The organism is Enterobacter sp. UPMP2061, assembly GCF_053709615.1.
Map to the genome: position 1 here is coordinate 275,830 of NZ_JBSKJP010000002.1, position 16,929 is coordinate 292,758.

General features: G+C 61.3%; 15 protein-coding genes. 9 read left to right on the forward strand and 6 right to left on the reverse strand.

Annotated features, from left to right (window positions below; genetic code table 11):
* Positions 1 to 74: 74 nt before the first annotated feature.
* From menD to menE, 5 genes are read left to right on the forward strand one after another with little or no spacing between them, the layout of a single operon-like run.
* On the forward strand, positions 75 to 1,745 hold the full coding sequence (menD, locus tag ACWKXX_RS06880; protein ID WP_047365186.1) for a 2-succinyl-5-enolpyruvyl-6-hydroxy-3-cyclohexene-1-carboxylic-acid synthase: 1,671 nt from the start codon (positions 75 to 77) through the stop codon (positions 1,743 to 1,745).
* Positions 1,742 to 2,518, forward strand: a complete 777-nt coding sequence (gene menH, locus ACWKXX_RS06885; RefSeq protein WP_261666099.1) for a 2-succinyl-6-hydroxy-2,4-cyclohexadiene-1-carboxylate synthase — start codon at positions 1,742 to 1,744, stop codon at positions 2,516 to 2,518. Before menD ends, menH begins: the two co-directional genes overlap by 4 nt.
* Positions 2,515 to 3,372 carry a 1,4-dihydroxy-2-naphthoyl-CoA synthase gene (gene menB / locus ACWKXX_RS06890; RefSeq protein WP_003859452.1) on the forward strand — a complete coding sequence of 286 codons (858 nt, stop codon included), beginning with the start codon at positions 2,515 to 2,517 and terminating at the stop codon, positions 3,370 to 3,372. Before menH ends, menB begins: the two co-directional genes overlap by 4 nt.
* Positions 3,372 to 4,337 carry an o-succinylbenzoate synthase gene (gene menC, locus ACWKXX_RS06895; protein WP_454540768.1) on the forward strand — a complete coding sequence of 322 codons (966 nt, stop codon included), beginning with the start codon at positions 3,372 to 3,374 and terminating at the stop codon, positions 4,335 to 4,337. Before menB ends, menC begins: the two co-directional genes overlap by 1 nt.
* Complete coding sequence (gene menE / locus ACWKXX_RS06900; protein ID WP_017693011.1) at positions 4,334 to 5,695, forward strand: o-succinylbenzoate--CoA ligase; 1,362 nt, start codon at positions 4,334 to 4,336, stop codon at positions 5,693 to 5,695. The genes menC and menE overlap by 4 nt, the downstream gene beginning before the upstream one ends.
* Here menE and ACWKXX_RS06905 read toward each other — a convergent pair whose 3' ends face one another.
* Genes ACWKXX_RS06905 through ACWKXX_RS06915 form a run of 3 tightly spaced genes read right to left on the reverse strand, consistent with a single transcriptional unit; the run spans position 5,696 to position 8,645 of the window.
* Positions 5,696 to 7,210 (reverse strand): tripartite tricarboxylate transporter permease, encoded by a 1,515-nt coding sequence (locus tag ACWKXX_RS06905; protein WP_006811365.1) that lies wholly within the window; start codon positions 7,208 to 7,210, stop codon positions 5,696 to 5,698.
* Positions 7,211 to 7,221: 11 nt separating this feature from the next.
* Positions 7,222 to 7,653 (reverse strand): tripartite tricarboxylate transporter TctB family protein, encoded by a 432-nt coding sequence (locus ACWKXX_RS06910; protein WP_003859443.1) that lies wholly within the window; start codon positions 7,651 to 7,653, stop codon positions 7,222 to 7,224.
* Positions 7,654 to 7,664: 11 nt separating this feature from the next.
* Positions 7,665 to 8,645 carry a Bug family tripartite tricarboxylate transporter substrate binding protein gene (locus ACWKXX_RS06915; protein ID WP_006811363.1) on the reverse strand — a complete coding sequence of 327 codons (981 nt, stop codon included), beginning with the start codon at positions 8,643 to 8,645 and terminating at the stop codon, positions 7,665 to 7,667.
* Between the two features lie 152 nt (positions 8,646 to 8,797).
* Here ACWKXX_RS06915 and tctD point away from each other — a divergent pair, with 152 nt between their 5' ends.
* The 4 genes from tctD (at position 8,798) to ACWKXX_RS06935 (ending at position 12,834) form a co-directional block, all read left to right on the forward strand.
* A complete protein-coding gene (gene tctD / locus ACWKXX_RS06920) occupies positions 8,798 to 9,472 on the forward strand; it encodes a transcriptional regulator TctD (protein WP_006811361.1) in 675 nt (224 codons plus the stop codon).
* Positions 9,459 to 10,868, forward strand: a complete 1,410-nt coding sequence (locus tag ACWKXX_RS06925) for a sensor histidine kinase (RefSeq protein WP_023304141.1) — start codon at positions 9,459 to 9,461, stop codon at positions 10,866 to 10,868. The genes tctD and ACWKXX_RS06925 overlap by 14 nt, the downstream gene beginning before the upstream one ends.
* 129 nt (positions 10,869 to 10,997) lie before the next feature.
* A complete protein-coding gene (locus tag ACWKXX_RS06930; RefSeq protein ID WP_284329614.1) occupies positions 10,998 to 11,540 on the forward strand; it encodes a YfaZ family outer membrane protein in 543 nt (180 codons plus the stop codon).
* 94 nt (positions 11,541 to 11,634) lie between these two features.
* Positions 11,635 to 12,834, forward strand: a complete 1,200-nt coding sequence (locus tag ACWKXX_RS06935; protein ID WP_017383418.1) for a nicotinamide mononucleotide deamidase-related protein YfaY — start codon at positions 11,635 to 11,637, stop codon at positions 12,832 to 12,834.
* Positions 12,835 to 12,865: 31 nt separating this feature from the next.
* On the opposite strand, the gene glpC is transcribed toward ACWKXX_RS06935, so the two are convergent.
* The 3 genes from glpC to glpA are packed head-to-tail and all read right to left on the reverse strand — an operon-like array spanning position 12,866 to position 16,888.
* Positions 12,866 to 14,056 carry an anaerobic glycerol-3-phosphate dehydrogenase subunit GlpC gene (glpC, locus tag ACWKXX_RS06940; RefSeq protein WP_023304139.1) on the reverse strand — a complete coding sequence of 397 codons (1,191 nt, stop codon included), beginning with the start codon at positions 14,054 to 14,056 and terminating at the stop codon, positions 12,866 to 12,868.
* A complete protein-coding gene (gene glpB, locus ACWKXX_RS06945; RefSeq protein WP_045347863.1) occupies positions 14,053 to 15,270 on the reverse strand; it encodes a glycerol-3-phosphate dehydrogenase subunit GlpB in 1,218 nt (405 codons plus the stop codon). The genes glpC and glpB overlap by 4 nt, the downstream gene beginning before the upstream one ends.
* Positions 15,260 to 16,888 carry an anaerobic glycerol-3-phosphate dehydrogenase subunit A gene (glpA, locus tag ACWKXX_RS06950; protein ID WP_045347862.1) on the reverse strand — a complete coding sequence of 543 codons (1,629 nt, stop codon included), beginning with the start codon at positions 16,886 to 16,888 and terminating at the stop codon, positions 15,260 to 15,262. The genes glpB and glpA overlap by 11 nt, the downstream gene beginning before the upstream one ends.
* Positions 16,889 to 16,929: the final 41 nt, after the last annotated feature.

Consider the following 16,929-nt stretch of genomic DNA (forward strand, 5'->3'; position numbering starts at 1 on the left):
ATCCCGATTCATATCAAAATTCTGACTTTTTCTATTATTTATACTGTGTCGCATTCTTGATACTGGACAATCTCATGTCAGTAAGTTCTTTTAACCGACGCTGGGCGGCGGTGATCCTTGAAGCCCTGACCCGTCATGGTGTCAGGCATGTGTGTATTGCCCCGGGCTCTCGCTCCACGCCGCTCACCCTTGCTGCCGCGGAAAACCGGGCTTTTATTCACCACACCCATTTTGATGAGCGGGGTCTGGGCCATCTGGCGCTCGGGCTGGCGAAAGTCAGCAAAGCGCCCGTGGCGGTGATAGTCACCTCCGGCACGGCGGTGGCGAACCTGTATCCGGCGCTGATAGAAGCGGGATTAACCGGCGAAAAGCTGATTTTACTCACTGCCGACCGTCCCCCGGAACTTATTGACTGCGGTGCTAATCAGGCGATTCGTCAGCCTGGCATTTTTGCCTCGCATCCTTCACAGACGGTCTCGTTGCCGCGCCCCACTCAGGACATTCCCGCCAGCTGGCTGGTCTCAACTCTCGACCACGCCATGAACGCACTGCGCAGCGGCGGGCTGCACATTAACTGCCCGTTTGCCGAGCCGCTGTACGGCGAAATGAACGATACTGGCCTCGTCTGGCAACAGCAGCTGGGAGACTGGTGGGAGAGCGAAAAACCCTGGCTGCGCGAGCAGACGCATCTGGAAAGCGCAAAACAGCGCGACTGGTTCTTCTGGCGCCAGAAGCGCGGCGTGGTGATTGCCGGGCGGATGAGTGCGGCGGAAGGCAAGCTGGCGGCGGAGTGGGCACAAATGCTTGGCTGGCCGCTGATTGGTGACGTGCTTTCCCAGACGGGCCAGCCGCTGCCCTGCGCCGACCTCTGGCTGGGTAACGCGAAAGCGGTTACCGAGCTGGCGCAGGCGCAGATTGTCGTCCAGCTGGGATCGAGCCTGACGGGGAAGCGTCTGCTCCAGTGGCAGGCCACCTGTACCCCAGAAGAGTACTGGCTGGTGGATCCGCTCGAAGGACGCCTTGACCCGGCGCACCATCGCGGCCGCCGCCTGGTGAGCAACATTGACAGCTGGCTGGAATTGCATCCGGCGGAAAAACGCAAACCCTGGGCGGTGGAGATCCCGGCGCTGTCACGTCAGGCGTGGGAACTCACCAAAGCGCAGTGCGAGGCGTTCAGTGAAGCCGGGCTTGCGCACCGTATCCGCAAATATCTTCCCGAGCAGGGACAACTTTTTGTCGGTAACAGCCTGGTGGTGCGCCTGATTGACGCCTTTTCGCAGCTGCCGGCGGGTTATCCGGTGTACAGCAACCGGGGCGCGAGCGGCATTGACGGCCTGATCTCCACCGCCGCTGGCGTACAGCGGGCCAGCGCGAAATCCACGCTGGCGATTGTGGGGGATCTCTCAGCCCTCTACGATCTCAACGCGCTGGCGCTCCTGCGTCAGGCGTCGGCTCCGTTCGTGCTGATTGTTGTGAACAATAACGGCGGGCAGATTTTCTCGTTGCTGCCGACGCCGCAAAGCGAGCGTGAGCGCTTCTATCTGATGCCGCAAAACGTGCAGTTCGAACATGCCGCCGCCATGTTCAGCCTCAAGTACCATCGCCCGGAAAACTGGGACGCGCTGGAGACGGCGCTGAACACCGCCTGGCGGCAGCCTGGCGCGACGCTGATTGAGCTGGTGGTAAACGATGCTGACGGCGCGCAGAAGCTGCAACATCTGCTTGCGCAGGTGAGTCACCTGTGATCCTCGCAGGCGTCTCCCAGCCAGGAAAACCAGGCTACCCCTGGCTGGTTTTCCTGCACGGTTTTTCCGGCGACTGTCGCGAGTGGCAGGCTGTCGGGGCGTCGCTGCATGACTACCCCCGGCTCTACATTGACCTGCCCGGGCACGGTGGTTCAGCGGATACGGGCGTGACGGGGTTTGCAGAGGTAAGTGAATTGCTCTCGCATATCCTTATTAGTTACAACATACTAAGATACTGGCTCGTGGGGTACTCCCTCGGCGGCCGCATTGCGATGTTCCATGCCTGCCAGCATCCTGCGGGGTTAGACGGGGTGATTGTGGAAGGTGGACACCCGGGCCTGCAAGACGCCGATGCGCGCCAGGCCCGGCTGATCTCTGACCGCCGCTGGGCGTCACGGTTTTGCAGTGAGCCGCTGGAGGCCGTCTTTGCCGACTGGTATCAACAGCCGGTCTTTGCCTCCCTTACGGATGAACAGCGCAAGGCGCTGATCGCGCTGCGCAGCCGGAACAACGGCCCGAGGCTGGCAGAGATGCTGGAAGCCACCTCGCTTGCCGTTCAGCCTGATTTACGTCCCGCGCTCACCGCGCGTGATTTTTCTTTTGACTATCTCTATGGCGAACGTGACGGGAAGTTTGCAGCTATCGCCGCTGAACTTAACGCCACGCGTCATGCTATCCCTCACGCCGGACACAACGCCCACCGGGACAACCCGGACGCGGTTGCCGCGAGTCTGGCTCAGATACTGCGTTATCGAACAAAGGACACGCTATGATCTATCCTGATGAACACATGCTTTACGCGCCGGTTGAATGGCAGGACTGCTCCGAAGGCTACACCGACATTCGTTACCACAAATCCGCCGATGGTATCGCCAAAATCACCATCAACCGTCCACAGGTGCGCAACGCGTTTCGTCCGCTGACCGTAAAAGAGATGATCCAGGCGCTGGCGGATGCCCGCTACGACGACACTATCGGCGTCATCATCCTCACCGGGGAAGGGGAGAAAGCCTTCTGCTCCGGCGGCGATCAGAAAGTGCGCGGTGACTACGGCGGATACCAGGATGATGCGGGCACGCACCACCTGAACGTGCTGGATTTCCAGCGCCAGATCCGCACCTGTCCAAAACCGGTGGTCGCGATGGTGGCAGGGTATTCCATCGGCGGCGGTCACGTGCTGCACATGATGTGTGATCTGACGATCGCGGCGGAAAATGCCATTTTCGGTCAGACCGGCCCGAAAGTCGGCTCTTTCGACGGCGGCTGGGGCGCGTCCTATATGGCGCGCATTGTCGGTCAGAAAAAAGCCCGCGAAATCTGGTTCCTGTGCCGTCAGTACAACGCCCAGGAAGCGCTGGATATGGGGCTGGTTAACACCGTGGTGCCGATCGCCGATCTGGAAAAAGAGACCGTGCGCTGGTGTCGCGAAATGCTGCAAAACAGCCCAATGGCGCTGCGCTGCCTGAAAGCGGCCCTCAACGCCGACTGTGACGGTCAGGCGGGCCTTCAGGAGCTGGCAGGTAACGCCACCATGCTGTTCTATATGACCGAAGAGGGTCAGGAAGGGCGCAACGCGTTCAACGAAAAACGCCAGCCGGACTTCAGCAAATACAAACGGAACCCGTAATGCGTTGCGCGCAGGTTTACCGCTGGCAGATACCGATGGACGCGGGCGTGGTGCTGCGTGAACGGCGGTTAAAAACCCGTGACGGCTTTTTCGTGCATCTCCGGCAGGGCGAGCGGGAAGGGTGGGGCGAAATCGCCCCGCTTCCGGGCTTTAGCCTGGAAACGCCGGACGAGGTGCAGGCTGCGCTGATGGCCTGGACGTACGAATGGCGTGAGGGAGCAGACCCGGCGCTGCCGGACGTTCCTTCCGCCGCGTTCGGCATCAGCTGTGCGCTGGCAGAGCTGGACGGCAGTTTACCGGATGCGGCGAACTATCGCGCCGCGCCGCTCTGTACCGGCGATCCGGATGAACTTTTCGCGCTCCTTTCCGCGATGCCTGGCGAAAAGGTGGCGAAAATAAAGGTCGGCCTGTACGAAGCGGTGCGCGACGGAATGGTGGTTAACCTGTTACTGGAAGCCATTCCCGATCTGCACCTGCGCCTGGACGCCAACCGCGCCTGGACGCCGCTCAGGGCGCAGCAGTTTGCGAAGTACGTCAACCCGGCGTACCGCAGCCGCATCGCGTTTCTCGAAGAGCCGTGCAAAACGCGCGACGACTCGCGCGCCTTTGCCCGGGAAACCGGCATTGCCATCGCCTGGGATGAGAGCCTGCGCGAAGCCGATTTCGCGTTTGCCGCCGAGCCGGGCGTCAGGGCCGTGGTGATTAAGCCAACGCTGACCGGCAGCCTCGACAAGGTGCGCGAGCAGGTTGCGGCGGCCCATGCCGCAGGGCTGACGGCGGTGATCAGTTCATCCATCGAATCCAGCCTCGGCCTGACGCAGCTGGCGCGCATCGCTGCATGGTTAACGCCGGACACCGTTCCCGGTCTCGATACGCTAAACCTGATGCAGGCCCAGCTGATTCGTCAGTGGCCTGGCAGCGCCTTGCCGTGCCTCGACGTCGGGGCGCTGGAGCCACTGCGATGAGTTTTACCGACTGGCCGTGGCGGTACTGGCGCACCCGGCGTGCCGATAAATCCGCGCTGCGTTTAGACGATATAACGCTCAGCTGGTCTCAGCTGGGCGAGCGTATCGATCGTCTCGCAGCCGGTTTTCAGTCTCAGGGCGTTACGGACGGTGACGGCGTCATGCTGCTCGCCCACAACCACCCGCAGACCCTGCTGGCCTGGCTGGCGCTGCTTCAGTGCGGCGCCCGCATTTTGCCAGTGAACCCTCAGCTTCCCCGTCCGCTGCTGGACGTCCTCCTGCCGCAGATGACCCTGCGTTTTGCGCTGGTGCTTAACGGTGAGTATGACGGTCTGCCCGGGCTGGTATTAAGAGAGGGCGAGGGGCAGGGCGGCGTGACGTGGCGGGCAGAACGGCTGGCCTCAATGACGCTCACCTCTGGCTCCACCGGCTTGCCGAAAGCGGCGGTGCACACCTGTGCCGCCCACCTTGCCAGCGCAAAGGGCGTGCTGGCGCTGATGCCTTACGGCGGTAGCGATGACTGGCTGCTCTCTCTGCCGCTGTTTCACGTCTCCGGTCAGGGGATTTTGTGGCGCTGGTTGCAGGGCGGAGGCCGTCTCACCGTGCGTGAAAAACAGCCGCTGGAGCAGGCGCTACAGGGCTGTACCCACGCCTCGCTGGTGCCAACGCAGCTGTGGCGGCTGCTTAATTCACACCATCCCGTCGCGCTGAAAGCCGTGCTGCTCGGCGGGGCGGAAATCCCCGTTGCGCTGACCGAACAGGCGCGCGAGCAGGGGATCCGTACGTTCTGCGGTTACGGTCTGACCGAGTTCGCCTCCACCGTCTGCGCCAAAGAGGCCGACGGCGCGCCGGACGTGGGCAGCGCGCTGCCGGGCAGAGACGTTCAGGTGGTGAACGGTGAAGTCTGGCTCCGGGCGGAAAGCATGGCGGCGGGCTACTGGCGAGACGGCGCATTATTGCCTCTGGTCAATGAGCAGGGCTGGTTCGCCACCCGCGATCGCGGCGAGTGGCATGACGGACGCCTGACCATTCTGGGCCGAATGGACAATCTCTTTTTCAGCGGCGGAGAAGGGATCCAGCCCGAAGCGCTGGAGCGCGTTATCGCCACGCATCCGCAGGTAAGCCAGGCGTTTGTCGTTCCGCTGGATGATGCCGAGTATGGGCAACGTCCGGTGGCGGTAGTGGAATGCGAGCCGGGCACGGATATCACGCTGCTGCCGGAGTGGGTTCAGGGCAGGCTGGCGCGCTTTGAGCAGCCGGTACACTGGCTGGCGCTGCCGTCAGAACTGAAAAATGGCGGGATTAAAATCTCCCGCCAGGCGTTAAAGCAGTGGGTCAATGCCCTGTTGAGGGGCTAATCAACCGATATCCGGCTGCGGTTTGTGCTGGCGTCGGCGGACCCAGCGCAGCACCGGCGGCACGACAATCACCATAATCGCCATTGCCAGCAGGATCTTCGTCACGCTGCTCTCCCACAGGATCCCCATGTTGCCATTGCTGATGGAGAGGGCGCGGCGCAGGTTCTGCTCCAGCATTTCCCCCAGCACAAACCCTAAAATCAGCGGCGACATCGGGAAGTGCATCTTGCGCAGAATGTAGCCCAGCACGCCGAGCAGCACCATCAACACCAGGTCGAAGGTGGTGCTGTGCACCGCGTACACCCCAACCGCAGAGACGGCGGCGATGGCCGGGACCAGGAACCACAGGGGAATGGTCAGCATGCGGGTGAACAGGCCGATCAGCGGGATGTTCATTACCAGCAACATCACGTTGGCGATCAGCAGGGCGGCAATTAAACCCCAGACGATATCGGGCTGCTCGGTAAACATCGCCGGACCCGGGGTGATGTTATAGAGCGTCAGCGCGCCCATCATTACCGCCGTGGTGCCGGAGCCCGGCACGCCGAGGGTCAGCATCGGGATAAACGAGCCGCAGGCCGAGGCGTTATTCGCCGCCTCCGGCGCCGCCACGCCGCGGATATCGCCTTTGCCGAAGCTGTCGCTGTTACCGCTCAGCTTTTTCTCGGTCATGTAGGTGATGGCGCTGGCGATAGTAGCCCCCGCGCCGGGCAGAATGCCGACGAAGAAACCGATCACCGACGAACGCAGGGTGGCGCCAATACACTGCGCCCCCTCTTTGGCATTAAAGAGCATACGTCCGGTTTTACGCACCAGCGTCTGCCCGCTGCTGGTATGCTCCAGCATCAGTAAGATTTCTGAGACAGAGAACAGACCAATCACCACGACGATAAACTGCACGCCGTCGGAGAGATGAACGCTGTCGAAGGTAAAACGATAAACCCCGGTGTTGGCATCCACGCCGACGGTGGCCAGACTGAGGCCAATCAACGCAGACAAAAACGACTTCAGCGGATTCTGCGCCATCATGCTGCCGAGACAGGCGATGGCGAACACCATCAGGGCAAAATACTCGGCCGGACCAAACGCCAGCGACCACTGGGCCAGCGCCGGGGCGAAGAGGATGATGCCGCCAATGGCGATCATGGAGCCAAAGAACGAGCTGACGGCAGAAATAGAGAGCGCCACGCCGCCGCGCCCCTGCTGCGCCATCGGGTAGCCATCCAGCGCGGTCATAATGGCGGCGGCATCGCCGGGCACGTTAAGCAGAATCGAGGAAATACGCCCCCCGTATTCGCAGCCGATATAGACCGTCGCCAGCAGGATCAGCGCCGATTCCGCAGGCAGGTGTAGCGCAAAGGCCAGCGGCAGTAAAATCGCCACGCCGTTGATAGGGCCAAGGCCCGGCAGCAGGCCGACGATGGTCCCGACGAAACAGCCGATCAGGGCGATCACCAGGTTTTCCGGGGTCATCGCTACCGCGAACCCCTGAGAGAGATAGATCCAGGTATCCATAGCGTGCTCCGTTAGTTAAACCATGCGCCGAGCGGCAGGGTCACGTCCAGCAGGCGGTCGAAGGCGTACCAGAGTAAAATGCCCAGTACGACCCCGGAGATCCCCGCCGCAGGCAGCGAGGCGTTAAACAGTATGCCAATCACCATCGTCAGCAGGGCGGTGGCAATCGGGAAGCCGAGCCACTCAAAGCCCCACGCATACATCAGCAGGACAATTACCATTACCAGCAGACGTTGCAGCGTACGGCGTGGCGGCCACTCCACGGTATCCGGATGGCGCAGCAGCAGCGCCACCGAGCAGAGCAGCATCAGGCCGACAATGCCGACGGGGAAGGGGCGTGGCCCCACGGGTTCATAGCTGTATTCGCTGTGGATCTGCCAGGCGACGAACATGCCGCCAATGCAGAGCAGCAGCCATATCCCGGCAAAAATGCGATCGCTCATAGCGCCTCCGGTTATTTCGCCAGACCAAAGGCTTTCGCCTGTTCTCGGTAGTCATTCACCTGTTTTTTGACATACTCGTCCAGCTGCTTGCCGTTCAGGTTGAACTCAAACAGCCCGCGCAGATCGCGCTGTTTTTTGAACTCCTCGGTTTGCTGAAGTTTTGCGAAGGTATCCACCCACCACTGGTACTCGGCGTCGGTCACTTTTGGCCCGACGAAGAAGCCGCGGATGATCGGCCAGACCAGGTTATAACCCTGCTCTTTAGCGGTTGGGACGTCTGCCAGCTGGCCCGGCAGACGGTTTTCCGAGAAGACCGCCAGCACGCGGATCTTATCCCCGCTCAGGTAGGGCACCATTTCGCTGAGATCGCCCGATACCGCCTGGACGTGATTGCCCATCAGCGCCGTCACCGGCTCGCCGCCGCCTTCAAAGGCCACGTAACGCATCTTGTGCGGATCCACTTTGGCCTGCTGCGCCAGCAGCGCGGCTTTCATCCAGTCCTGGCTGCCGATAGAGGCGCCCGCGCCAATGACCACGCTGTTCGGATCTTTTTCCATGGCGGTCAGCAGATCTTTCAGGGATTTCCACGGGGAGTCCGCGCGCACGGCGATCATGCCGTAATCGGTGCCTACGGTGGCGAGCCAGCGCACGTCATTCACGTCATAACGACCAAATTTCCCCTGCGACAGGTTCAGCAGCGAACCGCCGGAGAAGGCCACCACGGTGCCCGCTTCGGCAGGGCGCTGCGCGACGATGGCGTTATAGGCTACCGCGCCCACGCCGCCGGGCATGTAGGTGACGCGCATCGGTTTCTCGATGGCCTTCGTCTCCAGCAGGCTGACCTGAATCAGCTTACAGGTCAGGTCGAAGCCGCCGCCGGGTTTGGCCGGGGCGATACATTCGGTACGGGATGGCGCGTCTTGCGCCTGGACGACAGAGGCACTCAACAGCAATACGCTTGCAGCAAGGGTAGAAAGTAATTGTTTTTTCATCGTTTATCCTCACGCCGGAGAACCGGGAGTACGGGTACGGGTGTATTTTTTCTGATTATGTGAACCACCTTGTAGCGGTTCCGTTGCGTGATTGTTAAAACAATAACCTTTCATTTCCCTTTCACTGCGACACCAACTTTACAGGATGTGATATGCGTCTCTTACTGGCGGAAGATAATCGTGAGCTGGCTCACTGGCTGGAAAAAGCGCTGGTACAAAACGGATTTGCCGTGGATTGCGTCAACGATGGACGGGCGGCCGATCATCTTTTGCAGGGAGAAAACTATGCCGTCGCGATCCTTGATATCGGCATGCCCGGCTTCGACGGGCTGGAGGTGGTGCATCGCCTGAGAAAACGCGGGCAGACGCTGCCGGTGCTGTTTCTTACCGCCCGCAGCAACGTGGCAGACAGGGTGAAGGGGTTGAATGCCGGGGCGGATGACTACCTGCCGAAACCGTTCGAGCTGGAGGAGCTTGATGCCCGCCTGCGCGCGCTGCTGCGCCGCAGCGAAGGACGAACCCAGGAGCGCCAGCGGCTGGGAGAGCTGGAGTACGATGATGAAGGCTTTTTTCTGCTGCGCGATGAACCCCTTTCCCTCACGCCGCGCGAACTCTCTTTGCTGAAGGTGCTGATGCACCGCCGGACCCGTCCCGTCTCCCGGCAACAGCTTTTCGACCAGGTATTCAGCCTGAACGACGACGTCAGCCCCGAGAGCATCGATCTCTATATTCACCGCCTGCGTAAGAAGCTGACCGGCAGCGGGGTGCGGATCATTACCCTCCGGGGGCTGGGCTACGTGCTGGAGTGCGGCGATGAGGTGGGTTAAGCCGCAGTCGCTTTACCTGCAACTTTTGCTTTTTCTGGGTTTGCCGCTGCTGCTGTTATGGGGGCTGTCAGCCTTTAACAGCTACGTTAGCGCGTTACAGGCGGCGACGCAGGCCTATGACCGCACGCTGTTATCCTCGGCGCGCACGGTGTCAGAGCGGCTGGTGGTGCACAACGGTAAACTCCAGGTGAACGTGCCCTGGGTCGTGCTCGACAGCTTCGAGCTGAACATGAACGATCGCCTCTATTACAAGGTCGTGGACCCTGACGGGCGGACGATCTCCGGCTACGACGATCTGCCGAATATGCCTCCCTCCACGTCGCGCACTACACACTATCCGGCGCTGGCTTGGTTTTATCATACCGAGTATCGCGGGCAGGCGATCCGCGTGGCGAAGCTGCTCCAGCCGGTTAACGAGGACAGTGTGTTCGGGATGGCGGAGATCTACGTCGCCGAAACGTTGCAGTCGCGGCGCTATCTGGCCACTCAGCTGCTGTTTTCCTCGCTCGTGTCGCAGGGGCTGCTGGTGCTGCTGACGCTGGTCCTGACCGCGTGGCTGCTGCGTCGCGTGCTGCGCCCGATGCGGCAGCTCTCGTCCCTGATGGTGCGCCGTGAGCCGGGGCTGCTGGCTCCGCTGCCGGAGCTGCTGCCCTGGTCGGAAACGCGGCTGCTGATTGTGGCATTTAACCGCTATATCGACAGGTTGCGCGGCGTACTTTCGCGGCAGGCGCGCTTTAACGCCGACGCCTCACACCAGCTCAAAACGCCGCTGGCGGTGCTGAAAACCCAGGTATCGGTTGCCCTGACGCGTAACGATCCGGCGCTGTGGCAGGAGAGCTTACGGGCGATGAACGTCACGCTGGATAACACCATCGTGCTGACGGAAAGGCTGTTGCAGCTTTCGGCGGTGAAGCGAAAAGAGCAGGGGGAGCGACAGTTTGCGCCTGTCGATCTGGTACAGGTGGTGCAAAACTGCTGCTTTTCCCGGCTGGCGCAGGCGCGCAGCAAGGGTATCGATCTCGGTTATGACGGCGTACAGCAGCCGGTAATGATTGAGGGGGATGACGTGTTGCTGGGCGAACTTTGCGCCAACCTGCTGGAGAACGCGATCAAATACACACCGGAGCAGGGCGTCGTGACGGTGTACCTGCGCACGGCTAACGATGCCGTTGAGCTGAGCGTGGAGGACAGCGGACCGGGCATTGCTGAAGACCAGATCTCCCAGGCCATGCTGCCGTTTCATCGGTTGGATAACGTGGGCGATGCCGCCGGGTCCGGCATTGGCCTGGCGCTGGCTAACGATATTGCCCGCCTGCACCGCAGCCATCTTCAGCTGATGCCCAGTGAAAATCTGGGTGGGCTGAGCGTGAAAATGCGCTTTCTGATGCAGGTATAAATGCCGATATTATCAAATCGTTACAAACTAATTGCCCGCCGCACGCGGAGTCCATTGATCACACAGGCAGTCAGGTTAAAATCTCGCGGTTTTTGGACATCTCTGAATAAATTGTGCGGGATCACGACAATGAAAAAAGTGGCATTAATGGGCTTAAGCGGCCTGATGTTTGTTTCAGCAGCGGCAAACGCAATTTCCTTCAACGGCTCGGCGGGACAAGATTATACCCATCTGGGCTTTGGTCTTGGCACGGATAGCGCAGGCCTGGCAATGACCGGCGGCTGGACGCACAACGACGACGATGGGGATGCGGCAAGCCTGGGCCTCGGCTTCAACGTGCCGTTGGGTCCCTTCCTGGCGACCGTCGGCGGTAAAGGCATTTACGCCAACCCGAACGACGGCGACGAAGGCTACGCGGCGGCAGTGGGCGGCGGCTTGCAGTGGAAAATTGGCGACAGCTTTGGCCTGTTCGGTGAGTACTACTACTCCCCGGATTCCCTCTCCAGCGGTATCGACAGCTATCAGGAAGCTAATGCCGGCGCGCGCTGGACCATCATGCGTCCGATCACTATCGAAGCGGGCTATCGCTATCTGAACCTGGCCGGTAAAGACGGCAACCGCGACAACGCCCTGGCAGACGGCCCGTACATTGGCGTGAGCGCCGGTTTCTAATCCTCTCGGCGCGGCGTTCAGTCGCGCCAGTTTCTCTCTTCCCCCGGTCTTCGATTGCGCTATAGTGTTTTGACCATTGAAATGGGAGAACACAATGATAAATGTGGAAATGTTATCCACTGGCGACGAAGTGCTGCATGGGCAAATCATTGATACCAATGCCGCCTGGCTCGCCGATCTCTTCTTTGAGCAAGGATTACCGTTAACGCGCCGCAACACCGTAGGTGACAATCTTGAGTCGCTGGTCAACGTTCTTCGCGAGCGCAGCGAACGCTGCGACGTGCTGATTGTGAACGGCGGGCTGGGACCCACCAGCGACGATCTCAGCGCGCTGGCCGCCGCCACGGCCAAAGGCGAAGGCCTGGTTCTGCACGAGGCGTGGCTGGCACAGATGGAGCGCTTTTTCTCCGGGCGTGGCCGCGTGATGGCCCCCAGCAACCGCAAGCAGGCTGAAATTCCCGCCAGCGCGGAACTGATTGATAACCCGGTCGGCACCGCCTGCGGGTTTGCCGTTCAGCTGAACCGCTGCCTGATGTTCTTCACCCCGGGCGTGCCGTCGGAATTTAAAGTGATGGTCGAGCAGCAGATCCTGCCGCGCCTGCGCGCGCGCTTTACGCTGCCTGAACCGCCGCTGTGCCTGCGTCTGACCACCTTTGGTCGCTCGGAAAGCGATCTGGCCCAGAGCCTCGATCACCTGCAACTGCCTCCCGGCGTGTCGATGGGCTATCGCTCCTCCATGCCGATTATTGAACTGAAGCTGACCGGACCGGCGTCAGAGAAAGCCGCCATGCTGGCGCTGTGGCCGGAAGTGCAGCGCGTCGCCGGGGAAAGCCTGATTTTCGAAGGAACGGAAGGGCTGCCGGCGCAGATCGCAGGGCATTTGCAGTCCCGCCAGCTGAGCGTGACGTTAAGCGAGCAGTTTACCGGTGGGCTTCTGGCGCTTCAGCTTACCCGGGCGGGTGCGCCGCTGCTGGCCAGTGAAGTGGTGCCGTTCCAGCAGGAGACGCTGGCGCAGACCGCGCGCTGGGCGTCCGAGCGCAGAGTGAAGCATTTCGCCGGGCTGGCGCTGTTTGTGGGCGGGCTGGATGAGGAGCACCTCAACTTCGCCCTGGCAACGCCGGAAGGGACGCACGCCCTGCGGGTCAGGATGAGCATTACCCGCCACAGCCTGGCCGTGCGTCAGGAGGTGTGCGCGATGATGGCGCTGAACATGCTGCGCCGCTGGCTGAACGGGAAAGAGGTCGCCAGCGAGCACGGCTGGATCAACGTCGTCGAATCGCTGTTCGTGGAGTGAGAGTGTGCCGGGGCCGTGTCCCCGGCAACGGTTACGCCAGCGCTTTTGCCAGCAAGGTAATGGGATGTTCACAGCGTTTGCTGGTGGACATCTCGATCTGCCACTTGCAGGTTTCGCAGTCCGTCACCACGATATCTGCGCCGCTCTCTTCAATCTGCCGGAACAGCGGCGCGCCAATGGCCTGTGACGTTGGGTAGTTTTCACGCTTGAAGCCGTACGTGCCTGCGATGCCGCAGCAGCGTGAGTCCAGCACCGTCAGCTCCAGCCCCGGTATCAGCCGCAGCAGCTCAAGCGTATAGATCGACCAGCCCATCTTCTCCATATGACATGGCGTGTGATACACCACCTTCAGCGGCAATTTGCCCAGCGGTAACGTCTGCCCGCTGTCCAGTTTGCGCCAGAGAAAACGGGTCGCCAGCTCAATGTGCTCGCGCAGGCCGGTGTTATCTACATCCAGCAGATGCGGATATTCATCGCGCAGCGTGAAGGTACAGGTTGACGACGTCGCCAGTACCGGTATGCCTTTGTCGACGATCGCCTCGCGTAAAAAGGTGACGTTGCTGCTCGCCTGCTTGCGCGCTTTGTCGATGAAACCGTTGGCAATCAGCGGAACGCCGCAGCACTTTTCTTTGCTCAGCAGCTGAACGCCCGTTCCCATGGCGTTTAGCACTTTCAGCAGGTCTTTTCCCAGCTGCGGATGGTTGTAGTTCACGTAGCAGCCGTGGAAGAAGGCGACCTGCTCAGAGAACTGCGCCTGTTCTGCCGCCACGGATTTAAACCAGCGGCGGAAGGTGCCGTGAGAATATTTCGGCAGACTGCGGTGATGGTCGATTTTGAGCGTCGCATCCAGCAGCCTGCGCACCGGCTTCAGGGCGGTGGCGGCATTGACGACCGGCGCGAAAGGCGTCGAGAGGCTACCCATCAGATCGGTGTGGCTCAGTATCGCGTCACGCAGCGTCGGTTTTTGCGTACTGTAGCGGGCGCGGGCGCGCTGGATGATATCGCCTATTTTCACGTCCGACGGGCAGGCAACTTCGCAGCGTTTGCAGTTGATGCAGTATTTCAGCGCCTCGTCGTAGAGCGCGCCATCCTTCAGGCGCAGACGCTCCCCGTCGGGACCGGCCTGTTTCGGGCCGGGATAGCGCGGATCGACGCCGCTGACCGGGCAAACCGTGGTGCAGACCGTGCATTTGATACAGCTTTCAAATTGGGTGTCGTTCATTGTGCTCCCTCCCTGCGCTGGATAATCTGCTCCGCGACATGCAGCGCAGTGACGGCGCAGACGCCGCCACCGCAGCCCTGCGCCACGGGATCGTACCCGCCCAGAACCGAGCCGATGGCGTAAAGATTTTCAACCGGTTCCCCGCCCAGCCGCGGGCGCAGTTGGCTGTCGACGATCACGCCGAACTGCTGCCAGGGCTGCGGGGTGAAGAAATCGCTTTGATACCAGTCCGCGCGGGAAGCGCTTTGCCGGACGTCCAGACCGAGGATCGCCTCACGCACGCCATCCCGGCTGCTCAGCAGACCGTTGCTGAAGAAACTGCCGCTTGCCAGCACCGTAAAGCGTGCGCGAAGCGGGATGTCGCCGTGGTTGCGGGTCCAGATTTCGCTTACCGCGCCCTCAGCCAGGGTGATTTTTTTCACCTCGTCGCCTGCCATCCAGACGCCACCCTGGGCAACAAACTGACGCTGAAGCTGGGTGTGCAGACGAATGCCGGGCACGGAAGGGGGGAGCGTCGGCAGTAAACCGAGCGTACAGGGCAGGCGCGCCGAGAGCCAGCGCCAGAGCCGGTTGTCCGTTAAGCCAAAACAGGCGGGCATAAACAGGGCGTCGCAGGTCTCGCCGAGCGGTTGAAGCGCCGCGTACAGCTGCGGCCAGTAACTTTCATTATCCAGCAGGCGGGCAATGTTCACCGCACGAAACTCGCTGGGGTTTTCGCGCAGCACGTCGAGTTCGGGGAGATCAATCTCCGCCGTATCCACCTGAACATCCTGCTGTCTGAGAGACGCGGCGGCCAGATGCGGCTGGAAATCGAGGAAGCCGCTGATCCCCACCACCCGCACGCGCTCGGCAGCGATGGGGGCGACAGGCACCTCTTCCGGGCTAAGCCAGGCGGCGCGCAGGGTGCCGAGCGGCGTGACGCGCTGATGATTTTGCTCGGCGTCACCCTGCATGCGTGCGCCGCAGGTGGTGAGCAGGTGTTCGGTTTCGCAGGCAAAGCGGGCCATATTCTCTGCGCCCGTCAGGCGGTAGGGATGTTCAGGCGGCAGATCGGCGAACGATAGCGCGCCCAGTAAATCCAGCGAGCCGGAAGAGAAGTGCAGGGCACTCTGACCGCGAGTGACAATGGCGCAGCGCAGACCCCGCTGCGTCAGTTTGAGGCCGCACAGCAGGCCCGCCAGTCCCCCACCCACAATCACGGTATCAAATTTCATGGTTGTGCTCCTTCTCCAGACCGCAAAGCCCCTGATAGACCCAGCGGGTAAACTCGCTTTCGCGCAGGGCATCGCCCCAGGCGACGGGCTGAATGCCTTTCCAGCGCTCGTTTAAAAAATCGCTGAGCTGGGCAAGCGACTGGGTTGACGTGGTGGCGTGAAAACGTTGCAGCAGCCCGGCGGCACGGCATGCGCACAGCTCCCCCTGACAGGTGCCCATCCCGACGCGCGTGCGGCGGCGTAAATCGAGCAGGTTGTTCACCGTCAGGTTTTCCACGGCATACTGCACCTCGCCTGCGGTCACGGCTTCGCATTCGCACACCAGGCTGCGGCTGAGTCGCCCTTCACCGAGCCAGGTTGGGGTGCGGTCGCCGTGGCGGTAAATCGCTGAACCGCGAAGCGGGGCAGGGAGTGAAATGATTTTGTGCAGCGTTTTTTCTGTCGATTGCTGCGAGCCGGGCAGAGCCTGTTCCGCCGTCACGCACGGTGCGGTGTTGCCGAGCTTACGGCAGACGGCATCGGTGGCCCACTGGGCCATCAGCCGGTAGGTCATCAGCTTGCCGCCGGTAATGGTGATAAACCCGTCCATGCCGTCACGTTCGGCGTGATCGAGCAGCACGATGCCGCGGCTGACGTTACGCCCGCTCGGATCGTTATCGCTGGCGACAAGGGGACGCACGCCCGCGTAGGCACGCAGAATACGCGTCTGCGCCATCACCGGGGCCAGCTTTTCCCCTTCGCGCAGCAGGATATCCACCTCTTCAGCGGTGACGCGGTTGTAATCAATTTCGCTGTAGTCCACATGCATTGAGGTCGTGCCGATTAACGAAATGGTGTCCCCCGGCACGAGGATATCGGCGTCAGACGGTTTACGGCAGCGGTTGATGACATGGTTATTGATGCGGTGGTCGAGGATCAGCAGCGAGCCTTTCGCCGGGAACATGCGCACCGACAGGTCCGCGTATTCCGCGATGCGCTGGCCCCAGATCCCCGCCGCGTTGACCACGACGGCGGCATACAGCTCGCGGTGTTCGTTGTACTGCACATCAAACACGCGCACCCCGCGCACGCTATTACCTTCACGAATAAGCCCGGTGACGTGATGCCCGGTCAGGATCTGGGCGCCGTGTTCCCGCGCGTCGAGCATATTGGCGGCGGTCAGGCGGAAAGGATCAACGGTTCCGTCCGGTACTTTTACCGCGCCCAGTAACGCCGGGTTTACCGAGGGTTCAAGACGGCGCGCCTGCGCAGGATCGATCGCCTCGGCCTGAATGCCTGCCGCCGTGCAGGCGGTGATAAAGGTTTGCTGAAAGCCGAGGTCATCTTCTGGAAGGGTGATAAAAAGACCGTTGGTCGGTTCAACGCAGTGGCGGGCGATGCGCCTGAGGATCTGGTTTTCAGCGATACACTCGCGTGCTGACTCAGCGTCAGTGACCGCATAGCGGGCGCCGCTGTGCAACAGACCGTGATTACGTCCCGTCGCGCCGGTGGCGATATCGTGGCGTTCCAGAAGCGTGACGCTCAATCCCCGCAGGGCGCAGTCGCGTGCGATGCCGGCACCCGTCGCGCCACCGCCAATGATAATCACATCGCTGAAGCGTGGATCGTGAATTGTCATTGCCTTTCCTCTATGTTCGTTTTTTAGCATTTAGCCACATT

Coding starts and splice junctions, on each gene's coding strand:
- ACWKXX_RS06935 (WP_017383418.1), top strand. CDS start 11,635: ATGATAAATGTGGAAATGTTATCCACTGGCGACGAAGTGCTGCATGGG.
- ACWKXX_RS06925 (WP_023304141.1), top strand. CDS start 9,459: ATGAGGTGGGTTAAGCCGCAGTCGCTTTACCTGCAACTTTTGCTTTTT.
- ACWKXX_RS06930 (WP_284329614.1), top strand. CDS start 10,998: ATGAAAAAAGTGGCATTAATGGGCTTAAGCGGCCTGATGTTTGTTTCA.
- ACWKXX_RS06910 (WP_003859443.1), bottom strand. CDS start 7,653: ATGAGCGATCGCATTTTTGCCGGGATATGGCTGCTGCTCTGCATTGGC.
- menE (WP_017693011.1), top strand. CDS start 4,334: ATGAGTTTTACCGACTGGCCGTGGCGGTACTGGCGCACCCGGCGTGCC.
- menD (WP_047365186.1), top strand. CDS start 75: ATGTCAGTAAGTTCTTTTAACCGACGCTGGGCGGCGGTGATCCTTGAA.
- ACWKXX_RS06915 (WP_006811363.1), bottom strand. CDS start 8,645: ATGAAAAAACAATTACTTTCTACCCTTGCTGCAAGCGTATTGCTGTTG.
- menC (WP_454540768.1), top strand. CDS start 3,372: ATGCGTTGCGCGCAGGTTTACCGCTGGCAGATACCGATGGACGCGGGC.
- menB (WP_003859452.1), top strand. CDS start 2,515: ATGATCTATCCTGATGAACACATGCTTTACGCGCCGGTTGAATGGCAG.
- glpA (WP_045347862.1), bottom strand. CDS start 16,888: ATGACAATTCACGATCCACGCTTCAGCGATGTGATTATCATTGGCGGT.
- tctD (WP_006811361.1), top strand. CDS start 8,798: ATGCGTCTCTTACTGGCGGAAGATAATCGTGAGCTGGCTCACTGGCTG.
- glpB (WP_045347863.1), bottom strand. CDS start 15,270: ATGAAATTTGATACCGTGATTGTGGGTGGGGGACTGGCGGGCCTGCTG.
- ACWKXX_RS06905 (WP_006811365.1), bottom strand. CDS start 7,210: ATGGATACCTGGATCTATCTCTCTCAGGGGTTCGCGGTAGCGATGACC.
- glpC (WP_023304139.1), bottom strand. CDS start 14,056: ATGAACGACACCCAATTTGAAAGCTGTATCAAATGCACGGTCTGCACC.